This is a genomic window from Sphingobacterium sp. Ag1 (assembly GCF_000988325.1).
Lineage (GTDB): Bacteria > Bacteroidota > Bacteroidia > Sphingobacteriales > Sphingobacteriaceae > Sphingobacterium.
Genome location: NZ_LBGU01000016.1, coordinates 35,735 through 55,051 on the forward strand (window position 1 = coordinate 35,735; position 19,317 = coordinate 55,051).

The following is a 19,317-nucleotide window of genomic DNA, read 5'->3' on the forward strand; positions in this document are numbered from 1 at the left end:
TAATTATTTGATTATTCTAATGTTCAAAATAATGACGCAAAGTTATTGATTATATTCCAGTATTGAAGCATTGATTTTCACCTATTGTATCTTTATTTTAGCAAAAAGGAATCTCTTCTCCTAATTTTTTGTTATACTTTTAATATACTATTATCTTTACATATGCAGGTTTTTCGTTCTCTCCATTATAGAAATTTCCGTTTACATGTTATAGGACAAGCAATTTCCCTTATGGGAACCTGGATGCAGCGAATAGCCATCAGTTGGTTGGTCTATGAATTGACAGGATCTGTGTTTTGGCTTGGTTTTGTTCAGTTTATCTCCCTATTGCCCTCTTTGGTCCTGTCTCCATTTATCGGCAGTTTTGTCGATAAGCACAAAAAATATAAATTGGTTCTGATGACCCAAATTGGTTTGATGATACAAGCTGGAATCCTGACCTTGGTCGTTTATCTGAAATGGGAGAGTGTCTTATGGCTTTCCATCTTGGGTCTTATACAAGGGGTTATTAATTCCTTCGATGTTTTGGGACGTCAATCGCTGATGATGTATCTGGTTGGTGACCGTAAAGATCTGCCGAATGCCATAGCCCTGAATTCAACAATTTTCAATGGTGCCCGAATGTTGGGACCTGCAATAGGAGGTATTTTACTGAGTACATACGGTGAACTCGTCTGTTTTGCCCTAAATTTTATCAGTTTTGTTCCTGTCATTATTACATTGTTGATGATGCAGGTCGATGAAACGCATGTTCAACTGAGCAAGGGAAGCAATTGGGAAGGCTTGGTCGAAGGCTTTCGTTACCTCAAACGCTCACCGCATATTGCTTCACTGATTATTATCATGACATTTTCCAGCTTGATTGTTATTCCGTATACCTCGTTGCTGCCTGCCATAGCAAAAGAAATGTTTCATGGCGATGAGCGTACGTTCTCCTGGTTTGAAAGTGCCGCCGGCTTGGGTGCAATGATTGGTGCATTTAATATGGCTCGTTTAAAATCGGGTACCAATTTGCGCTATCAGGTGATGGGCGCTGCCGCGCTTATGGGAGTTGCATTATTGTTTTTGGCACATTCGAGTATGCTGCAGATGGCATTGGTCTATGTGATGTTGGTATCTTTTGCCATGATGATGCAAAACTCAAGTATCAATACCTATATTCAGACACATGCCATACCGATCTATCGCGCCCGGGCGATCTCGTATTACGTTATGGCTTTTCAGGGAATATTTCCCATTGGAACGTTGATGATAGGTTCATTAGCGAGTTACTGTGGGCTTCGAACGACACTATACATCATGGGTGGACTGGGTATATTGATTGCAATCGTGTACTATGGCTATCTCCGGCTCCATATCCACAAACGTCTATTTAAGTTTTAATTTCCGGGTTCTTAATTTTAAGCTGCGCTTGGCATAATTAATGACGGCGCCATAGTCTGCAAAAATATCTCCGCCCAATACGCCGATCACCGGTTCAAGATCCATTTGCTGATAAGCATAGTTGATCGAGCTTAAATCCAATACCGCCGTATTTAAGTTTTTTATCCGCCATTCACCTATGGTCAGACTCGGGATTGTCATGTTGAAACTCTCCATCGAATTGGTGCCAAGTCCTGTTGATAATGTTTCTGAGGGCTCAAGCTGTAATTGGTCTTCCAAAAGATGGTCCAACTGCGTTTTATCAAATACTGTTTTAGAGGCGCCGGTATCAATTACCATCTTGAACGAACGGCTGTATAATTCTACATCAACTAAAATGTGTGTGCCCTGGCCCTGCAGATCCAGCAATTGAAATGGTACTGTTGTCATATAGCCAAACATAACCAAAAATTCCCAAAAAAAGGAAATTCAAATGCCTCAGGGTCCGCTTAAAATGACAAGGGTTTGGCTTATAATATAACTATAAGACTCACGGTTGCGTGGTGGACTGGGCTGTGCTCTGTGGCCAATCTATTGTCAATTGAAAGCGTCTACGTGCTACGGCGATGATAAAAAGATGGTTTGCGAAAGTAAAATCAAGCCCCTTAAGAATAGAATAGCTTAAAAATGACGCTGTAGGGGGACCCTATAAAATCGCCTAAAAAAAGGGACAGTCCATTTAGAATGCCCCTTTTATCTTCATATTGTTGATGAGCTACAGCGCTTTTATTTCTTTTAGTACATTGTTCATTGTACGCACTGCTTCTGCACTTTTACTGAATTTTTCTTTGTCCTCTTCATCCAGCTGAAGGGGGACGATCCGATCCCATCCTTTTTTATTGATGATAACCGGTACGCCAAGATTAATATCTTCTTGGCCGAATTCACCTTCCAGATAGACGGATGCGGTAAATAACTTGTTTTGATCACGCACGATACTTTCGACGACCGCGGCTGTTGCGGCTCCTGGAGCATACCAGGCTGAGGTCCCGATTAGACTGGTTAGGGTTGCGCCACCAACCATCGTTTTGTGTACAATTTCGTCCTGCTCTTCCGGGGTAAGGAAATCAGTGACTGGAATACTGTTCCACGTGGAGTGCTTGATAAGTGGAATCATCGTTGTATCTCCGTGGCCGCCAATGACAATGGCATTGAGATCGGCCGCAGAAGCATTCAGTTTTTCGCTCAGTTGATATTTGAATCGGGCTGAATCCAATGTGCCACCCATTCCAATGATTCTATTTTTTGGTAATCCACTTGATTTAAGTGCCAGGTAAGTCATGGTGTCCATGGGATTGGAAACAATGACAATGATAATATCCGGAGAATATTTTACCAGGTTCTCCACCACCGACTTGACGATATTCGCATTTGTGCCAATTAATTCTTCGCGTGTCATTCCGGGTTTACGCGGAATTCCCGAGGTAATGACGGCAACGGTAGAACCTGCAGTGGACAGATAGTCATTGGTTACTCCCTTTATTTTTGATTCAAAACCCAACAAGGCGGCAGTCTGTGCCATATCTTGCGCTTTACCTTCCGCAAATCCTTCTTTAATATCCAATAATACAATCTCTTCGGCGACATTTCGACGGATTAAATTGTCCGCTGTAGTTGCTCCTACAGCTCCGGCACCAACAATAGTTACTTTCATATGTAAATTATTTGTTTATTCATGAGCTAATTTCCGCTTAAGAATTCATGCTGCCTTCGGCGGTTTTCTATGCCGTATAAAATATCCAGTCTCTCTTCACGAATGCGCGTATTTTTTACATGGATATTTCATGTGCATTGATGTGGATTAATAAATAATTCTTGAATTTAATCAATTATTGTCAGTAAATCAATGTATTTCGTGGGAATAACTTGTTTTTTGACATAATCGATAAGAGGGCAAATGCCATTGAACAAATAATGCATAATGATAGCATCCAAAGGGTATGATTCTGATGGAATGCCCCCCAAGAAAACAGGCCTGAAATTCGTTCAAGCCTGTTTTTTTTTATCGTGTAAATCAAATTTTAAATCCTAGAATGGATAACCGATGGCTAAATTAAACATCAAATTATCCTTTCTCCATTTTGAACTTCCAAAGTCGATATCCTTAAATACCCAACGTTCTCCTTTGGGAAGATACGGGATGCGGAAAGGTATTGACATATCCGTACGTATGATTAGAAAAGTAAAGTCGAAGCGTAATCCAGCGCCACCGCCAACAGCTAATTCATTCAAAAAGTTTTTGCTGAACTTACCGCCGGGCTTGTTGACGTCATCCCGTTGCAACCACACATTCCCCGCATCAATGAACGCTGCCCAATGAACAAAGCCCGCTAATTTGGCTCTATATTCGGTATTCAGCTCTAATTTGATGTCACCGGTTTGGTCTGCATAGAAAAGCCCATTGCTTAATTTTTCAGGGGCAACTGTTCCTGGGCCAATTGCACGAGCACCAAAAGCACGGATACTGTTAGGTCCACCCACATAATACTGTTTTAAATAGGGAAGTGACCGCGAGTTGCCATACGAATAACTTAAGCCCAAACTGACCCGCGAGGCAAGCTGCGAATTCTCCGACAATTTGAGATAATGTCTTCCATCGCCACTGATCTTGATGTATTGGGAAAAATACGCATCGAACAATTTGAAGGTTTTGCCTTTATTGAAATCTGCTCCCTTTATTAATCCGAGTATATTCCCCGAGAGGTCCAAGTTGCCTTTGAAATAAAAGGTATTTTTCAAATGCTGCTTCATCGTGTTTTGAAACGTGAAATTGTAATTTGGGCCAATCGTAAATTGTGGATCTATTGCATGCCTTAACGCCGGAATGGTATCCATTTGTTTTTGGTAGTTTTCTGAAATCCCTTTAGGCTGAACATAGGTAATCTCCATTAGAGCAAGATCGTGCTGCTTCTCCTCAGACTCCTGCCAAATATAACCGTAATCCAATGCGATGGAATTTAAGGTATATGCTTTGCGGCGATTTAAAAACTCATACCGCCCTTTGACGTAAGTCTTGGGGATAAAACGTCGTGTCGGTGAAATCCGTCCAAAAGGGGACAATATCCGTGGAAAGGTCAGTGTAGCCTCCATACCATAGCGGTAATAACTCGAATTGAGGTCAGCCGATCCACCGGTCTGGGTTTCATAACCACCGAATACATTAAAACTCAACTGCTCCGCGCCTTTAAATGCGTTGCGTAAAGTCCAGTTGACATTCACCTCGGTACCATTGTATACTGAGGCCATTTTTCCTAAAAGTTCCACACGGAGTGATTTTTTAGGCAATGGCGTTAAGTAGTAATAGACATCCAGTGCATTGGGGACTTCTTTGCTGTCGACAAAGTTGTTTTTGACAAACTTCCAGCTATTGAGATTCACCAGGTGGCTGATGGTCTGGTTATGCGCATTCCGGTTGTAGACGTCACCGGGATGGAAGAAGATATGATTTGCGATAACAGGCTTTCGATAAAGATGCTGGCGGTCTATAAAATAGTAACTGCTATCATATAGTTCCGCGTTGCGGGTGGATCGCTGATAACCGGAGCTTGTTTCCGTGTAGTTCGGGAAAATGTAGATTTTATTGATCTTGGACGGTACCCTTGCCTGTGCCGGTGTCTCCTTTTTCACCGTAACATACATATCGACTTTGTTGTTCCGATGCGAACTGTCTACCTGAACTAGGATGTAATCGGGACTGAAATAATAATACCCTTTATTTTTGAGATCATTGTCGATGCGGTCGCGCTCATTGAGGATAACATCTAAACTGTAATTCTTACCCACTTGCAAGAGGCTTTTATCGGAGCTCGAACGGATATCTTTACCCAACTGTGTTGTGCTGTCGATGTCGAATTGAACAGATCTGATTCGGTAGATCAGATTAGGCTTGGCTGTATAATTAATGGTTGCTTTTTTGTCTTCAACTAAGGTGTCCGATTTCACTTCCGCATTGAAGAATCCGAAATTCTCCAGACGATTGCGCAATAGGTTTTCATTATATTCGCGATTGACGTCGCTCAATAGTACTGGTTCTTCACCGATCTTCTTGAGGAATTTTTTAATGATGTTATTCCCCGCAGAGTCCCCGGCCATATTGTTGAAATAGAGCTTGAATGGCACGCCGGCCAAACGTTTGTTGGGCTTTGGCATCAGTGCAGCTTCTAAATGAGTCGCAATCTTTTCCTTATTTTCTTTGGAAATCGTGTCCGAATCGACTATCACATTGCCCTTGACATATAAGCTTTCCCCTTCTTTTAGATTCTTGGTGGAAGAGCAGGATGCTATGAATGCAGCGCATGAAACTATTCCCACAATATACTTTAGTTTAGTTTGCATGGTAATTCCTTTCCTCATCTTCATTTTTTATAGCTGTCGTTCTGATGGTATCTATAGTTGATTTTGGACTATCGCTTTTCGGCGTACGTTTCGTTGAGTCCAGCTGTTGCTTACGTCTCTCTTTTTCTCTTTCCTCCATACGCTTTCTGTATTCAGGACTATGGGTCATCAAACTATCTCGGATGACGGTGCGTACACTGTCGCGATAGACTGAATCGGTTTCCATACGTTCTACATCGAAACGTTTTCTGAAACCCTTACTATTGGTGTCGTAATACTCTTTGAGTTTTTTCGAACTCATCCAGATCTCCTTAAATCGGTTGTAATCCATATTGATGATAAATCCGATACCCGTTTCTACATATTGACCTTGGAGTGTAACCTGATATTGATTTTTACGATATACCCGCGCAAAATAGCGGCCATCTTGCGAAAGTTGATAATCCAATTGGATATCACCAGCAATGTTGTTGGCCGTTTCTCCCGGACGTGTATTTCCTTCAACTTCAAAATTAGAGCCAACAGTAATTTTTAGGCGGTCATTTAAAAGCATTTTAGACACACCGATATTCAGATCTGTTCGGGTCTGGCCTGCTCCAGTTGCGTAATCTTCTTCCGAAGTTAAGTTGAAATCCAGCTCTACTCCGCTGATAAGCTCGGAGGCAAGGCGGTTCAATTGACCGCTCAGGAATGAACTGATGCTATTTCTGACAATGGCTTCCGTACCCCCGCCACCGGATAAACTCTCAAATGGATTGGTCGACATAAAGCGTCCCAAAACGATGAGTGAAAAGACCTGTTTGTTCAGCTCAGATGGATTTTCACGCAAGGTGGTTAAGGCATTGTTGACTTTGCTAATCACATCTTGCGAAACAACCGAGTTGTTTTCGTCCAAGTCGATATCAAAATTTAGTTGCGGTTGGAACAGTTTGTCTGTGATCTTCAGTAAGACATTGAAAGGAATCCGCTGCTTGTACAAATTAGCGTTTTCCGACCCCAGCTGCGTCGCTACAAGTTCGAGGGTCGGTGCTTTGGTTGTGTATGCTGCCGTGATATTAAGCTGCGCATCCAGGGGATCTCCATTCCAAGTGATCGTACTTCCTTTTCGGAATGTAAAATCTTTTTTTACGGGACCAAAACTGAAGGAGTAACTTCCTTTGTCTACGGTAAATGTACCCGACAAGGTAATTTTGCTACTTGCATCAATACCTGCGTTCAGTTCCGCTTCACCCTGGATATTCAGTGCATCCTGTGAACCAGCATCCAAGAGGATCTTAAATTTAGCATCCTTATCGGTTTGCAGATTCAGATCTACGTCGATTCCCGTCAATCGGGTAACAGTCATAGAATCTAATTTTGCAAATACATTGGCTCTTGTTGTATCACTCTTATCAACGAATTCGACAACCCCTTTCCGGTCGGCCATCCCGGGATCCTCATTTGGCATGACAAAGGTAAAGTCCGTATCATCTAACACCTTGATTGTGCCATCAACGATAGGCTTATCGAGATTCCCCCGAATGCGCAGGTTAGACGTGAGGTACATTTTACCATAAAACATGTCGTTGTCGCTCTGTGTTGAATTGAGCACCTCAAAATTGTCTGTATTGACATTGAGGTTGAAATCAAAATCAGTATACGTTTTGGTTTCTATGGATCCCGTTACTTTGGCAATATTTCCTTTTTTGTCTTCCAATGCAAATTTTGGGAAAGTAATGCCTCTTTCATCCAAGTGGATAGTTTCATCTTTAGCTTTGAAAAGTGCATTCAACATAGCAATATTGAACTGGGCATCTTTAAACTTAACATCTCCGTTAATGCGTGGTTTTGATGGCGATCCTGTTATTTTTAACTGGCCTTCAAGATTTCCCTTCGAGTCCTTTAGATACCCCAGACTGAATGCCTGCACGGTCTGCATCGAGAGTGGCGCAATATCCAAGGTGAAATCAAGGCTTGATTCTCCTTTAGGAGGACTGATAAAATCACCACTTAATACGACATTATTGCCATTTTCACTGATACTAATATTCGCGTTATAGGTGTTTTCTTTTTGATTATTCACTTGTATGTTGACGTTACCAACGGTATCTTTCCCAATATAGAATTTATCAACGACAAGGTCGGAGACAAATACAGGGCTGCTCTCCAGGCGTGATATCGTTGCCTGGCCATTAATGCCACCGCCAAGATCTATGGTTTCACTTTCAAGCATTCTACTTAAGGTTTCAATGCGGAAATTCTTAAATGCAATGTTGAGCGGCGAATTGAGTACACTGTCCTGCGATGATATACTCAGTTCCTGTCCTTTATTACTCAAAATAAAATCATTGGCCTGAATACCCGTGCTCCCAAATTTGAGTACGTTTTTTGGATTTATCGTCCACTTGTCGTAGTTCAGCATTAAGCCGTCCTGAAGGAGGCTAAAAACGAATGCACCATTATCAACGCGCATATTGGCGCCCAAATGATATTGCTCTTGCTCTTTCTTATCTTTTATCCAGAGGCCAAAATCCAAATTGTTTTGGATGACTTTACCACTGAATACGGTATTCACCAGTTCGATATTGCTTACCTTGATTTTATTGATCAATGCCGAGTAATACAGTGTACTGTCGAGGGTGTTGATATCTAGGGTAACGTTATTTATTTCAGTGCCATTATAGATTATTTTCGGTGCATCCAGCTTGGCGAGAATCGTTTTTGATTGACTGTTGAACATACCATCCAACGTGATATCCGACATCTCTGTCAGTTCTGGCAAGAAATCTTTGATAAACTTCGTTCGGGTCAATTGGGCCGAAAACTCGATGTTCTGCGGCTCGTATTTGGACACTTTAACAGCTTTTCCCGGCTGGTAGTATACCTGTAGGATATCTTGAATAGCATTCTGCAACTCTAAAATTTTGTATTTTCCGACCAAATGGGCGTTTAAAAAGTCCGATTTTAATAGCAGTAAATTGCGACTTGTGTCGGCCTTTGCAACAAGGGAAATACTGTCTAAAGAGTAATATGCATCATTGTAAAGAATGGATGAATTGGTAATATGTGCCTCTCCGTTCAAAAAATTTGGATCGGCTGAACTGAAATTTCCGACGAGTTTACCGTGGTATTTGAACTCGTCATCCATCAACTTTAAATTTTTAAGATTAATGGTATCTACCATCAGCTCAAAATCCACCTGTGGGTACTTGGATTTCATATTGGCTGTCGCATTTAACCTCAATTGGATGTTTGGATCAGGGCTAACAACAGCGGCTTTTATGTCCCCTTTGTCTGCCGTAAGATTCATATCAATATTTTGGTAGCGATAGCCCATGGCGTCCATCCGGTTTACTTTGCCATCAAAGTTGGCGACAAGCTTCTTGGGATCGGTTCCATGGCCCTTAATTTTCCCCTCAAATGAAAGTATACCTAAGGTACTGTCCATTTTCATGATTTTACCAATGTCAAAATCACGAATACTCACATAAGCATCGTAGGTCGTGTCGCGGCCTATCATGCCCACCTTACCATTAAACTTGGCCGTTCCCTTTTCGGTTACCAGCGAAAGATTGGTGTTAAAGGCATTCATTCCACCTTTAAAAGTTCCGGTGAGTCCGATCGTATTGGGCAATTCTATTCCGCTCGGCAACATTTTTTTTGAAACCAGCTTTTCGATATCCGAGCGCCCGGTAGTCAATTTCTTTAAATTAAGATCCATGGACATTTTGTCGACATTGGGAAGTCCCTTTAAATGTAGACTTGCAACGACGCGCGTATTGGACAGGGTCTGAAAATCAATTGCCGGAATATTAAGGTCATTTAGCTTACCGACAACGCGACCATCAATCGTAAATTTTTTATCCATCAGTGGTTTCATCACCTGCATAGTATCCAAAAATGGAGCAAAATAGTAGATGTCACGCATATCCACGCGGCTCTTTTTGATCGTTGCATTGACGTAGATCAGTTCCGGTTTTTTAGCGATAATATCCAAAGAGGGATAAGTTATTTTTAAGTAATCACGCAGCAGGGTGCGTGGCGTCTCTGCATATAGATTTTTGATCTCCGCGCCGGTATTTGTATACTTAAAATCCCCCCTCAATTGCTTGATCACAAACCCCGATTGATCGGCGGCTACAAGCTCTTTTAGTGATCCACTGATGGAATCGGCACTGTAGTAAAGATCATTTAAACTGGTTTTCATCCCAGGGATCTTAATGTTGAAGTAATCAAAGCCTTTCATACGGGCCTGATTATCGTCTCTATACGCTAAGCTTGTCTTATTGATTTGGATTTCTTTGGCAGAGACAACCCAGTTTATTTTGGTGGTATCCGCGGTGTTTTTCGCTGCTGCGTTTACTTTTTTCGGGATCTTTCCAAAGAGCACAGTATTGTCTGAACCGTCAAGATTGATCGTCTGAATATCGACAAGCTCTTTGTTAAGGTCGATCTTGTTAATGTCCGCATGAAGGTTTTTGATATAAAACTTGGTATTCAACAGGCTGGATTGATCCTCGTACCGCACTAAGATGTTGGTCAGATCAGCCAGTTGTATACCAACCTCAGGGAGCAGGGTGGTTGTTTGTGCGGTTTTATCGGTGATACCAAAATCTTTCACCGAAGGTGCAGTGCCCTCAACCACCGGCCGCCATTGTTTCACTGTGGCGCTCAGACCATCTATCTTCACTTTAGGTAGATTGAAGGCCATGTTTTTTGTAAGGTCGAACTTCTTGATGTTGGTATTTAGGCTGTTCAGATAAACGTCGGCGCTTGTTCCGATAACATCATCGGCATAAACAATATGAAATTTGTCAAATTTGACTTTATCGAGGTTAAATAAGAGGGCGGAGCTACTATCTGCAGTCGGTTTGCTTTCTTTTTGAGAGGCGAACGCTTTGACAATATAATCAAAGTTAAACGAACTGTCGGGGAGTGTCCGGTGAATTTTTGCGGTAATACCTTCTGCTTCAAGACGCTGTATTTCAACTGTGTTTTTAAGCAGTTTGAGCATATTGATATCAACAGTTATGCTTTTTCCCGCAACTAAGGTATCTTTACTTTGGTCTGCTAGATAGATGTCCTCCAACACCAGTTTTTTAGGAAAATCAATATTAATGTAGCCAATTTTAACGGGAGTACCAATCTTGTTTTCCACATATTGCGTTACTTTTCCGGCAATATAATTCTGAACGGATGGTAATCTGATTAGAAATACGATTAGAATAGCCAGCGCAAGGATGACTCCAATAATCCACAATATTGTTTTGAAAGCAATTCGGGTAAATCTGTTCAACGTATAATTTGATTTAAGTATCTATTAATAAAAATTAAAACGGAAAAAAGTTTGCTGAGTTTTCATATATTAACATATATCGCCACTATTTCAGCAAACTAAGATAAATTTGCCTGTAAATGCAAGCCCAATTTATGTATTATACCTACTAGCAAATAGTAGACTATTCTTCATTTCCCTTATATATAGTCATTTTATCTGGGGAATGTTATAAAAACACATCAAATAATTGACCAAACCATTCTAGCCGTACAAAGTTTTTTGTTTTTTAATTTTATGTTAATAAAAGCATTAAATACCTATTAATTTGTCAAAAAAATAGGTATTTAATAGCCGCCGTATCTTGCTGAATGTTCATCACTGGAAGAACGAGGTAATTATTCCATCAGTTTTTTATACTTGCCCCAGTTTTCAAATACTACCCATAACCATATAATGAAGAGTACAGCCCAAATAATTAATCCCTGTTGGCTATAAAAAATCATATTGTGGGTAAAAATGCCAATGAGTATCGGGAAGATGACCAATGCCCCCAGCGTTCTTGTTTTTGGGAAAATGAACAACAAGCCGCCCAGAAGTTCGATGATTCCAACCAGTGGCATTAACCATTTTATTGTGGCAAAAGCCTCAAATACTTTTTTCATGTCCATATCCATAGGTGGCGTAGGCATATAATGAAAAAGCTTATCTAGCCCCGCATTGATGAAAAGCAAGGCAAATAAAATGCAAAGTATATTTTTAAAAATCTTCATAACGGTCAATTTTAGTTTATTATTTTACTGTTATCGTTGTTGGCGGATCAGTACTGTTATCCTCTTCATTTTTTTCTTCCTTGTTTGTATTTCGTTCTACAGTGATGGTACATTCTGTAAGCAATGCTGCGACAGCACCAATTGCTGCAAAAACAGGTGCTAAGATCAAGCCTATTGCGCCGATAGTCACCGGAAAACTCATGATTTCTTTACCATGTTTGTCCGCAATGCTGATTTTGCTCACATTGCCCTCGGCAATGATTTCCTTGATTTTCTGTAAAAGGTTTTCACCGTTAATCTGAAATGTTTCTTTGAATCCCATAATGCTATAATTTAAGTTCGCTCTTATAAAGTTATTCATTTTTTTACAGGAATCCGTATAAAGTTAATTGCATTGTTTGTTGCTGAGCAATTATAAAGTGCACTGTTTAAAACGGGAGAACTTCCTGTTGCATTTTTACTTTACAAGTTTATATCGTGCATCCTTAACATATAGGTTACCTGTGAATGGCGAACCGAAATTCTTTTGAACCGCCTGTTTAGCATTTCGCAGAAACCGATTTTCGATGTGTAAAAGCTAGAACTGACTTCGTCATTTACACGGTTATTTAACGTAAATGATACGGATATAGGACGGAGCTTATTCGGTTGCGACCGAATAAGCTCCGAAGAAGTACCGAACAAGCACCGAAGAAGCACCGAATGATCTCCGAATTTGATCATCTTGAAACATAAAAAAAGTCCCGCGCAGGGCACTGGACTTTTTACAAAATTTATTAGCTCTATAGCATAGATCTTAACCCAATGCTGTTAAGCTTTCTTGAAGAATTTTAATCTTAGCTTCTGCGTCCGCTTTTTTGCTTTTTTCGTTTTCGACAATTTCAGGTTTTGCATTTTGGACAAACCGTTCATTGGACAGTTTTTTGTCTACTGAAACTAAGAAGCCCGTCAAGTATGCTAATTCTTTTTCAATACGCTCACGTTCAGCATCTGCATCAATATTGTTCTCCAAAGTAACATAACATTCGTCTTTGCCAGCAAGGAAACTTGCGGCTCCGGCTACTTTCTCAGAAACAAAAGTTACGCCTTCCAAGTTTGCAATTTTGGTAATGATGTCAATATACTGTTCCAGATTGATATCCGATTGTTGGTTAATTGCTAATGGCAATGCCACCTTAGGTGAGATACCTTTGGAATTGCGAATATTGCGGACTTCCGAAATAATTTGTTGAGCGACAGCGAAATCTTTGATAAGCTGCTCGTCAAAAGCATTCGCCGTCGGATAAGCGGCTACGATAATGCAATCTTTCTCGTCTTTCACACCGAACAGTTCGTCGTGCCACAATTCTTCTGTCAAGAAAGGCATGAAAGGGTGTACTAAAGTGAGTATACGTTGGAAAAAAGATTTTACTGTCTCTAAGGTTTCGCTAGAAATAGGGGAGCCATAAGCTGGTTTCACTAATTCAAGGTACCAAGCACAGAAGTCATCCCATACCAATTTGTAGGTTGTCATCAATGCATCTGATAAACGATAGTGTTTGAAGTTTTCTTCGATATCGACCAAGGCTTGATTTAACCTTGCCTCAAACCAAGATGCTGAAATCTTATCTGAATCTGAAGCCGGAGTAGCTGTAATTTCCCAGCCTTTAACCAAGCGGAAGGCATTCCAGATCTTATTGGCAAAATTACGGCCCTGCACACAAAGTTCTACATCAAATGGAAGGTCGTTACCTGCTGGAGCAGTCAATAACATACCCATTCGCGTTGCATCTGCACCATATTCGTTCATCAAATCTATCGGATCAGGAGAGTTGCCCAGTGATTTAGACATTTTGCGTCCCAGTTTGTCGCGTACTATACCTGTGAAATAAACGTTTTCAAAAGGCAATTGTCCACGGAATTCATATCCTGAAACGATCATGCGTGCTACCCAAAAGAAAATGATATCTGGGGCAGTGACTAAATCTTGCGTAGGGTAATAGTAGTTAATTTCTGCATTTTCTGGTTCGTTGATGCCATTGAATACCGAAATTGGCCATAGCCAAGCTGAAAACCATGTGTCAAGCACATCCTCATCTTGACGTAGATCTGTCAATTGAAGCGCTGTATTACCTGATTTTTCTTGCGCTAGAACAAGGGCTTCTTCAACCGTTTGTGCAACCACAAAGTCTTCGTTTCCGTCGCCATAGAAATACGCCGGTATCTGATGTCCCCACCACAATTGTCTTGAAATGTTCCAATCGGTAACATTCTCCATCCAGTTGCGGTAGATATTTTTGAATTTTGTCGGATGAAATTTAATGGTATCATCCATCACATTATCCAAGGCCGGTTTTGCAAGATCTTCCATCTTTAGGAACCATTGATTGGAGATTTTTGGCTCAATAACAGCACCAGTTCGCTCCGAAGTTCCCACATTATTGGTGTAGTTTTCCACTTGCTCCAATAATCCTTTTTCCTCAAGCTCTTTCTCGATTTCTTTACGTACTTTAAAACGGTCCATACCCGCGTAATGCAGGCCATTGTCGTTTAGTTTCGCTTCGTCGGTAAAGATGTCGACAAACTCCAGGTTGTGCTTTTTACCTAGTGCGTAGTCGTTCACATCGTGTGCTGGAGTAACTTTAAGGCATCCAGTACCAAACTCCAAATCGACATATTCATCTTCGATGATGTTCACCTTTCTGCCAACGATTGGAACGATGACTTGCTTTCCTTTTAACCAGGTATAGCGTTCATCATTGGGATTGATACACACGGCTGTGTCACCAAAGATGGTTTCAGGACGGGTAGTCGCCACAACAATGTATTGATCTGTTCCATCAACCTGATATTTCAAGTGGTATAATTTGCCGTTTTTCTCTTTATAAATAACCTCTTCGTCTGAGATATTTGTTTTTGCTTCAGGATCCCAGTTGACCATGCGGTAACCACGATAGATTAATCCTTTATGGTATAGATCGACGAATACACGGATAACAGATTGGTATAATTCTGGATCCATGGTAAAACGTGTACGATCCCAGTCACAGGAAGCGCCAAGTTTTTCGAGTTGTTTTAGAATAATACCACCGTATTTTTCCTTCCATTCCCAAGCATGTTTTAAGAAATCTTCACGAGATAAAGATCGTTTATCAATTCCTTGTTCTTTCAACATAGCGACGACCTTAGCTTCAGTGGCAATGGAGGCGTGATCGGTCCCCGGTACCCAACAAGCGTTTTTTCCTTGCATACGTGCCCGGCGAATCAAAACGTCTTGAATGGTATTATTCAGCATATGCCCCATGTGCAATACTCCCGTGACATTCGGAGGGGGCATCACAATCGTGTAAGGTTCACGTTCGTCCGGGGTGGAACGGAAAAATCCATTCGCTTTCCAATAGCTGTACCATTTTTCTTCAGCTTCTTTTGGATTGTAAGTTTTCGCTATGCTCATTTTAAATTTTTGTATTCAAACTTTTAAGGAACACAAAAGTAAGGAATTCTATGTTATTTTCCTTAGTAATCCATTGATCTTGTTCTCAAACAAAAAGAAGTTATGATTAATGGCTAAGCAATAAGTTTAATGAGGATCCTCCTTAGCAGAAGTGGCGGTTATTGCAGTGAGGTAAAGCATAACGCAGGATTTATACTTTTTTAATCTTTTCTTCATATTACTAAGTAATTAGCCCTTATTTCATGTAAATTAATGTAAATTTGCCTGTTTTATTTTTACACGAAGGGATGCAACGATTTGCTAATGAGCTTAGAGCTTTAACACAGTATTTTCTGTTCTGGTTAATTATCTGTTTTATAGATAGATTGATTTTTGTTATTGCTTTTTTTGAAAAGATAGGTTTTTCTAATTTCACAGAAATTTTCAGGATTTATTACCATGGTCTGAATCTGGATTTTTCTGCAGTCTCCTATATCTGTGCATTACCATTTCTGGTGTATTGCCTATTAAGTTTCTTTCCAAAACTGAAACCCAAAAGACAGATCCTCGATATTTATACCATTATCGTCCTGGTATTGTTCTTTGTGACAAGTTTTATCAATGTCAATATTTATCGGGAGTGGGGCGACAAGATTTCTAAACGTGCCATTGATGCATTTTTTGCTTCGCCTTCGGGTGCCGTCGCTTCGGCTGAATCCACGCCGGTGTTTCTCCCCATCGTTGGGATGTTGATCGGTATATTCTGCGGTTATTTTCTGTACCGTTGGATGTTTAAAAAAGTCTCTTTTTTCAATCTCAAGTCTCCTGTCAGTAATTTTCTCAAACTGGCAATTGGAGTATTTGTACTCTTCACGTTTATCCGTGGTGGTTACGGAAGAGCAACGTTAAACCCTAGTAAAGCCTATTATTCCGAGGAAACATTTTACAACCACGCAGCAGTCAATACACAATGGTCGCTTTTGCGGGATTTTTTTGCTAAAAGCACCAAGCTTAAAAATCCCTATACTTATTATGGTGATCAGAAGGACATTCAGGACAAGCTACGGCCCGCCTTTCAAAGTCAGCCTGATTCTGCTGTTGAGGTCCTGTCAACCACTCGTCCAAATGTTGTTATTATTATGCTGGAAAGCTTTGTTGGCGATCTCATTCAGTCTCTCGGAGGGGAAAAGGGAATTACGCCACACATGGAAGAATTGATTAAGGGTGGTATTTTGTTTGACCATATTTATTCTGCAGCTGATCGGTCCGACAAAGGCATGGTAGCGGTGCTGAGCGGTTTTCCGGCGCAGGGGCCCGAGAGTATTATCAAATATATCGACAAGCATGAAAATATGCCTGCCATTGGACAGGAGTTCGATCATGCCGGCTACGAAACATCATTTTATCACGGTGGTCAGAGCGAGTTTTACAATTTTAAATCGTATATGCTGACACACGGGATATCTAGGGTGGTGGATAATGCCAATTTTGGCTTAGATGCGGAACGTGCCTCATGGGGTGTCTATGACCATGTCGTCTTTAATCAGATGATCAAGGATTTTAAAAAAGAAAAACAACCTTTCTTTTCGACGATCTTTACTTTAATTAATCACGAACCATTTGAATTAAAACACGGCTATAAATTTGGGAATGCTACCAATGCAGATAAATTCCGAAGTACGGCAAATTATACAGATTCGGCTGTTTTTGATTTTATTAATAAAGCCAAAAAGGAAGCTTGGTATAAAAATACCCTTTTCGTTATAGTGGCTGACCATGGACATCGCCTTCCTTCAGAAAAATGGGAGCTGTTTCACCCCAATCGCTTTCATATTCCGCTGATCTTTTTCGGCGATGTGATCAAACCTGAATATCGCGGCAAAATATTCAATAGAATCGGTAACCAAACGGATCTGGCGGCAACTTTATTGACACAATTGAAGCTTCCGACAGATCATTATCACTGGAGCCGTGATCTGTTTAATCCCACAACACCACAAATAGCATTCTATAATTCTAAAGACGCCTTCGGTGTAATTACACCAAAACAAGCCGTTTCATTTGATAACGTTGGAAGGATCATTAACTATAGAGCCAATAAGGAATATCCGGTTGGCAAAACAGATAGCTTATTGAATATTGCCAAAGCGTACTATCAAGACGTATACCGTGAATTTTTAAAATATTAGGGCTATGAAATTAAAAGGAGTATTTGCACCTTATTTTGCTGTCGCAATTCGTTTTGTCTTTCTTCTGCTCATCTACGCACTATTGCGATTGGGTTTTTATGGCATAAATGCTTCCTTATTCCCCCATGTCGATGCCGGTAAGCTTCTGGTTATGTTTGCCGGTGGCGTACGCTTTGACATTGTGGCACTCCTCTATTTAAATATCCTGTATATTGTTATGCAGACTATTCCAGGACCATTTAAATTGAATAAACCCTATCAAAATGTTGCGAAATGGATCTTCATCGTGACCAATTCAATTGGCATAGCGTTAAATTTGATTGATTTTGCCTACTACCCATTTACCCTCAAAAGGACCACTGGAACGGTAATTGACCAGTTCTCCAATGAATCTAACTTGATCAAGCTGACCTTTGATTTCTGTTTGGATTATTGGTATCTCATTATACTATTGGTGCTGATTGTCTATGGGTTGATTAAATCCTATAAACTTATTCAGATTGAAAAAAACTCGAAATATAGCTGGAAGTCATTTTTGATCCAATTGCCTTTGTTTTTACTGACAGCCTTCCTTTTTATTGGTGGAGTGCGTGGCGGTTGGGCGCATAGCACCCGTCCCATAACATTGAGCAATGCGGGTGATTATGTGGAGACACCGGAAGAAATGAATATTGTGCTCAATACGCCATTCAGTATATTGAAAACATTAAAGGCCGTGAGCCTCAAACCCGTTCATTATTTTTCCGAAACAGAGCTTGAACAGTTATACAATCCCATTCATGTACCGCAATCAGACAAGCCCTTTACAAAGAAAAATGTCGTTGTTCTGATTTTGGAGAGTTTTGCAAAAGAACATTTTGGAGAATTGAATAAAGATATCCAAGGTGGAAAATACAAAGGTTATACGCCTTTTTTGGATTCCTTGATCCGCAATGCTTACACCTTTACAGATACTTATGCCAACGGCCGTAAATCAATTGATGCGCTACCGTCGGTCATTACGGGCATTCCTTCGATAGGTGAGCCTTTTGTGCTTTCCATCTATTCTGGAAATGAAACCACCAGCTTGGCGAAGCTCTTAGGGAAAAAGGGATATGAGACTGCTTTTTTTCATGGCGCACCAAATGGGAGCATGGGCTTCTCTGCCTATATGAAATTGGCAGGTATCCAACATTATTTTGGTAAAAATGAGTATAACAATGATGCTGATTTCGACGGGATATGGGGAATCTGGGATGAACCATTTTTGCAATTTGTAGCAAACAAGATCAATACCTTTCATCAGCCATTTTTTGCTAGTTTCTTCTCTTTATCATCACATCATCCATTTAAGGTGCCTGAAAAGTATCAGGGGAAATTCCCTAAGGGACCTTTGCCCGTGCAGGAGCCTATTGGATATACCGATAATGCCTTGCGTGAATTTTTTGCTACAGCGTCCAAAATGCCTTGGTACAAGAATACCGTATTTGTTATCTGTGCCGACCATGCTACTGTAAGCTACCTGCCGGAATATCAAACCACAGCAGGAGCATTTGAAATCCCTATTATATTTTATGCACCTGGTGATAATCTGGTGGGCAAAGCGGATAAATTGGTGCAGCAAATAGATATCATGCCGACAGTGCTGAATTATCTGCACTATGATGAGCCTTATTTCGCCTTTGGTTCAGATGCCTTTAAACCGGGCAAGGATAATTTTGTGCTCAATAATAATTCAGGGAGCTACAACCTCTATTATAAAGATTATATGATGTCTTATGATGGACTGAAAGTGACCTCATTTTATGATCTTAAGAAGGACCGCTTGATGAAACAGGACCTTTTAAAACAGCATCCAGCGGTATTGGATACGATGGAAACCAAGATGAAAGCTTTTATCCAGCAATATAACAATCGTATGATTGAAAACAAGCTGACCTATAAAAAATAACA

At 40.6% G+C, this 19,317-nt stretch carries 10 protein-coding genes; 3 read left to right on the forward strand and 7 right to left on the reverse strand.

Going from position 1 to position 19,317, the window contains the following annotated elements; translation table 11 throughout:
- Positions 1-162: 162 nt before the first annotated feature.
- A complete protein-coding gene (locus AAW12_RS01550; protein WP_046671867.1) occupies positions 163-1,383 on the forward strand; it encodes an MFS transporter in 1,221 nt (406 codons plus the stop codon).
- Here the strand turns inward: AAW12_RS01550 and AAW12_RS01555 are convergent.
- From AAW12_RS01555 to AAW12_RS01585, 7 genes are all read right to left on the reverse strand, one after another.
- On the reverse strand, positions 1,369-1,812 hold the full coding sequence (locus AAW12_RS01555) for a retropepsin-like aspartic protease (protein ID WP_046671883.1): 444 nt from the start codon (positions 1,810-1,812) through the stop codon (positions 1,369-1,371). The two genes, AAW12_RS01550 and AAW12_RS01555, sit on opposite strands and share 15 nt — an antisense overlap.
- Positions 1,813-2,137: 325 nt before the next feature.
- Positions 2,138-3,076, reverse strand: coding sequence for a malate dehydrogenase (locus AAW12_RS01560; RefSeq protein ID WP_046671868.1), 939 nt, complete (start codon positions 3,074-3,076; stop codon positions 2,138-2,140).
- 374 nt (positions 3,077-3,450) lie between these two features.
- On the reverse strand, positions 3,451-5,775 hold the full coding sequence (locus AAW12_RS01565; RefSeq protein ID WP_231585180.1) for a BamA/TamA family outer membrane protein: 2,325 nt from the start codon (positions 5,773-5,775) through the stop codon (positions 3,451-3,453).
- Complete coding sequence (locus AAW12_RS01570; protein ID WP_046671870.1) at positions 5,747-11,032, reverse strand: translocation/assembly module TamB; 5,286 nt, start codon at positions 11,030-11,032, stop codon at positions 5,747-5,749. Before AAW12_RS01570 ends, AAW12_RS01565 begins: the two co-directional genes overlap by 29 nt.
- Before the next feature lie 377 nt (positions 11,033-11,409).
- Entirely contained in the window at positions 11,410-11,784 is a 375-nt protein-coding gene (locus AAW12_RS01575; RefSeq protein WP_046671871.1) for a DoxX family protein, read from the reverse strand.
- Positions 11,785-11,803: 19 nt separating this feature from the next.
- Positions 11,804-12,145: a DUF4342 domain-containing protein gene (locus AAW12_RS01580; RefSeq protein WP_231585181.1), complete on the reverse strand. Its 342-nt coding sequence runs from the start codon at positions 12,143-12,145 to the stop codon at positions 11,804-11,806.
- Between the two features lie 435 nt (positions 12,146-12,580).
- Positions 12,581-15,217, reverse strand: a complete 2,637-nt coding sequence (locus AAW12_RS01585; RefSeq protein WP_046671873.1) for a valine--tRNA ligase — start codon at positions 15,215-15,217, stop codon at positions 12,581-12,583.
- A gap of 287 nt (positions 15,218-15,504) precedes the next feature.
- On the opposite strand from AAW12_RS01585, the gene AAW12_RS01590 reads away from it, so the two are divergent.
- Together AAW12_RS01590 and AAW12_RS01595 are read left to right on the forward strand one after the other, a co-directional pair.
- Complete coding sequence (locus tag AAW12_RS01590; RefSeq protein WP_046671874.1) at positions 15,505-17,385, forward strand: LTA synthase family protein; 1,881 nt, start codon at positions 15,505-15,507, stop codon at positions 17,383-17,385.
- 4 nt (positions 17,386-17,389) lie between these two features.
- Positions 17,390-19,315 carry an LTA synthase family protein gene (locus tag AAW12_RS01595; protein WP_046671875.1) on the forward strand — a complete coding sequence of 642 codons (1,926 nt, stop codon included), beginning with the start codon at positions 17,390-17,392 and terminating at the stop codon, positions 19,313-19,315.
- Positions 19,316-19,317 lie beyond the last annotated feature (2 nt).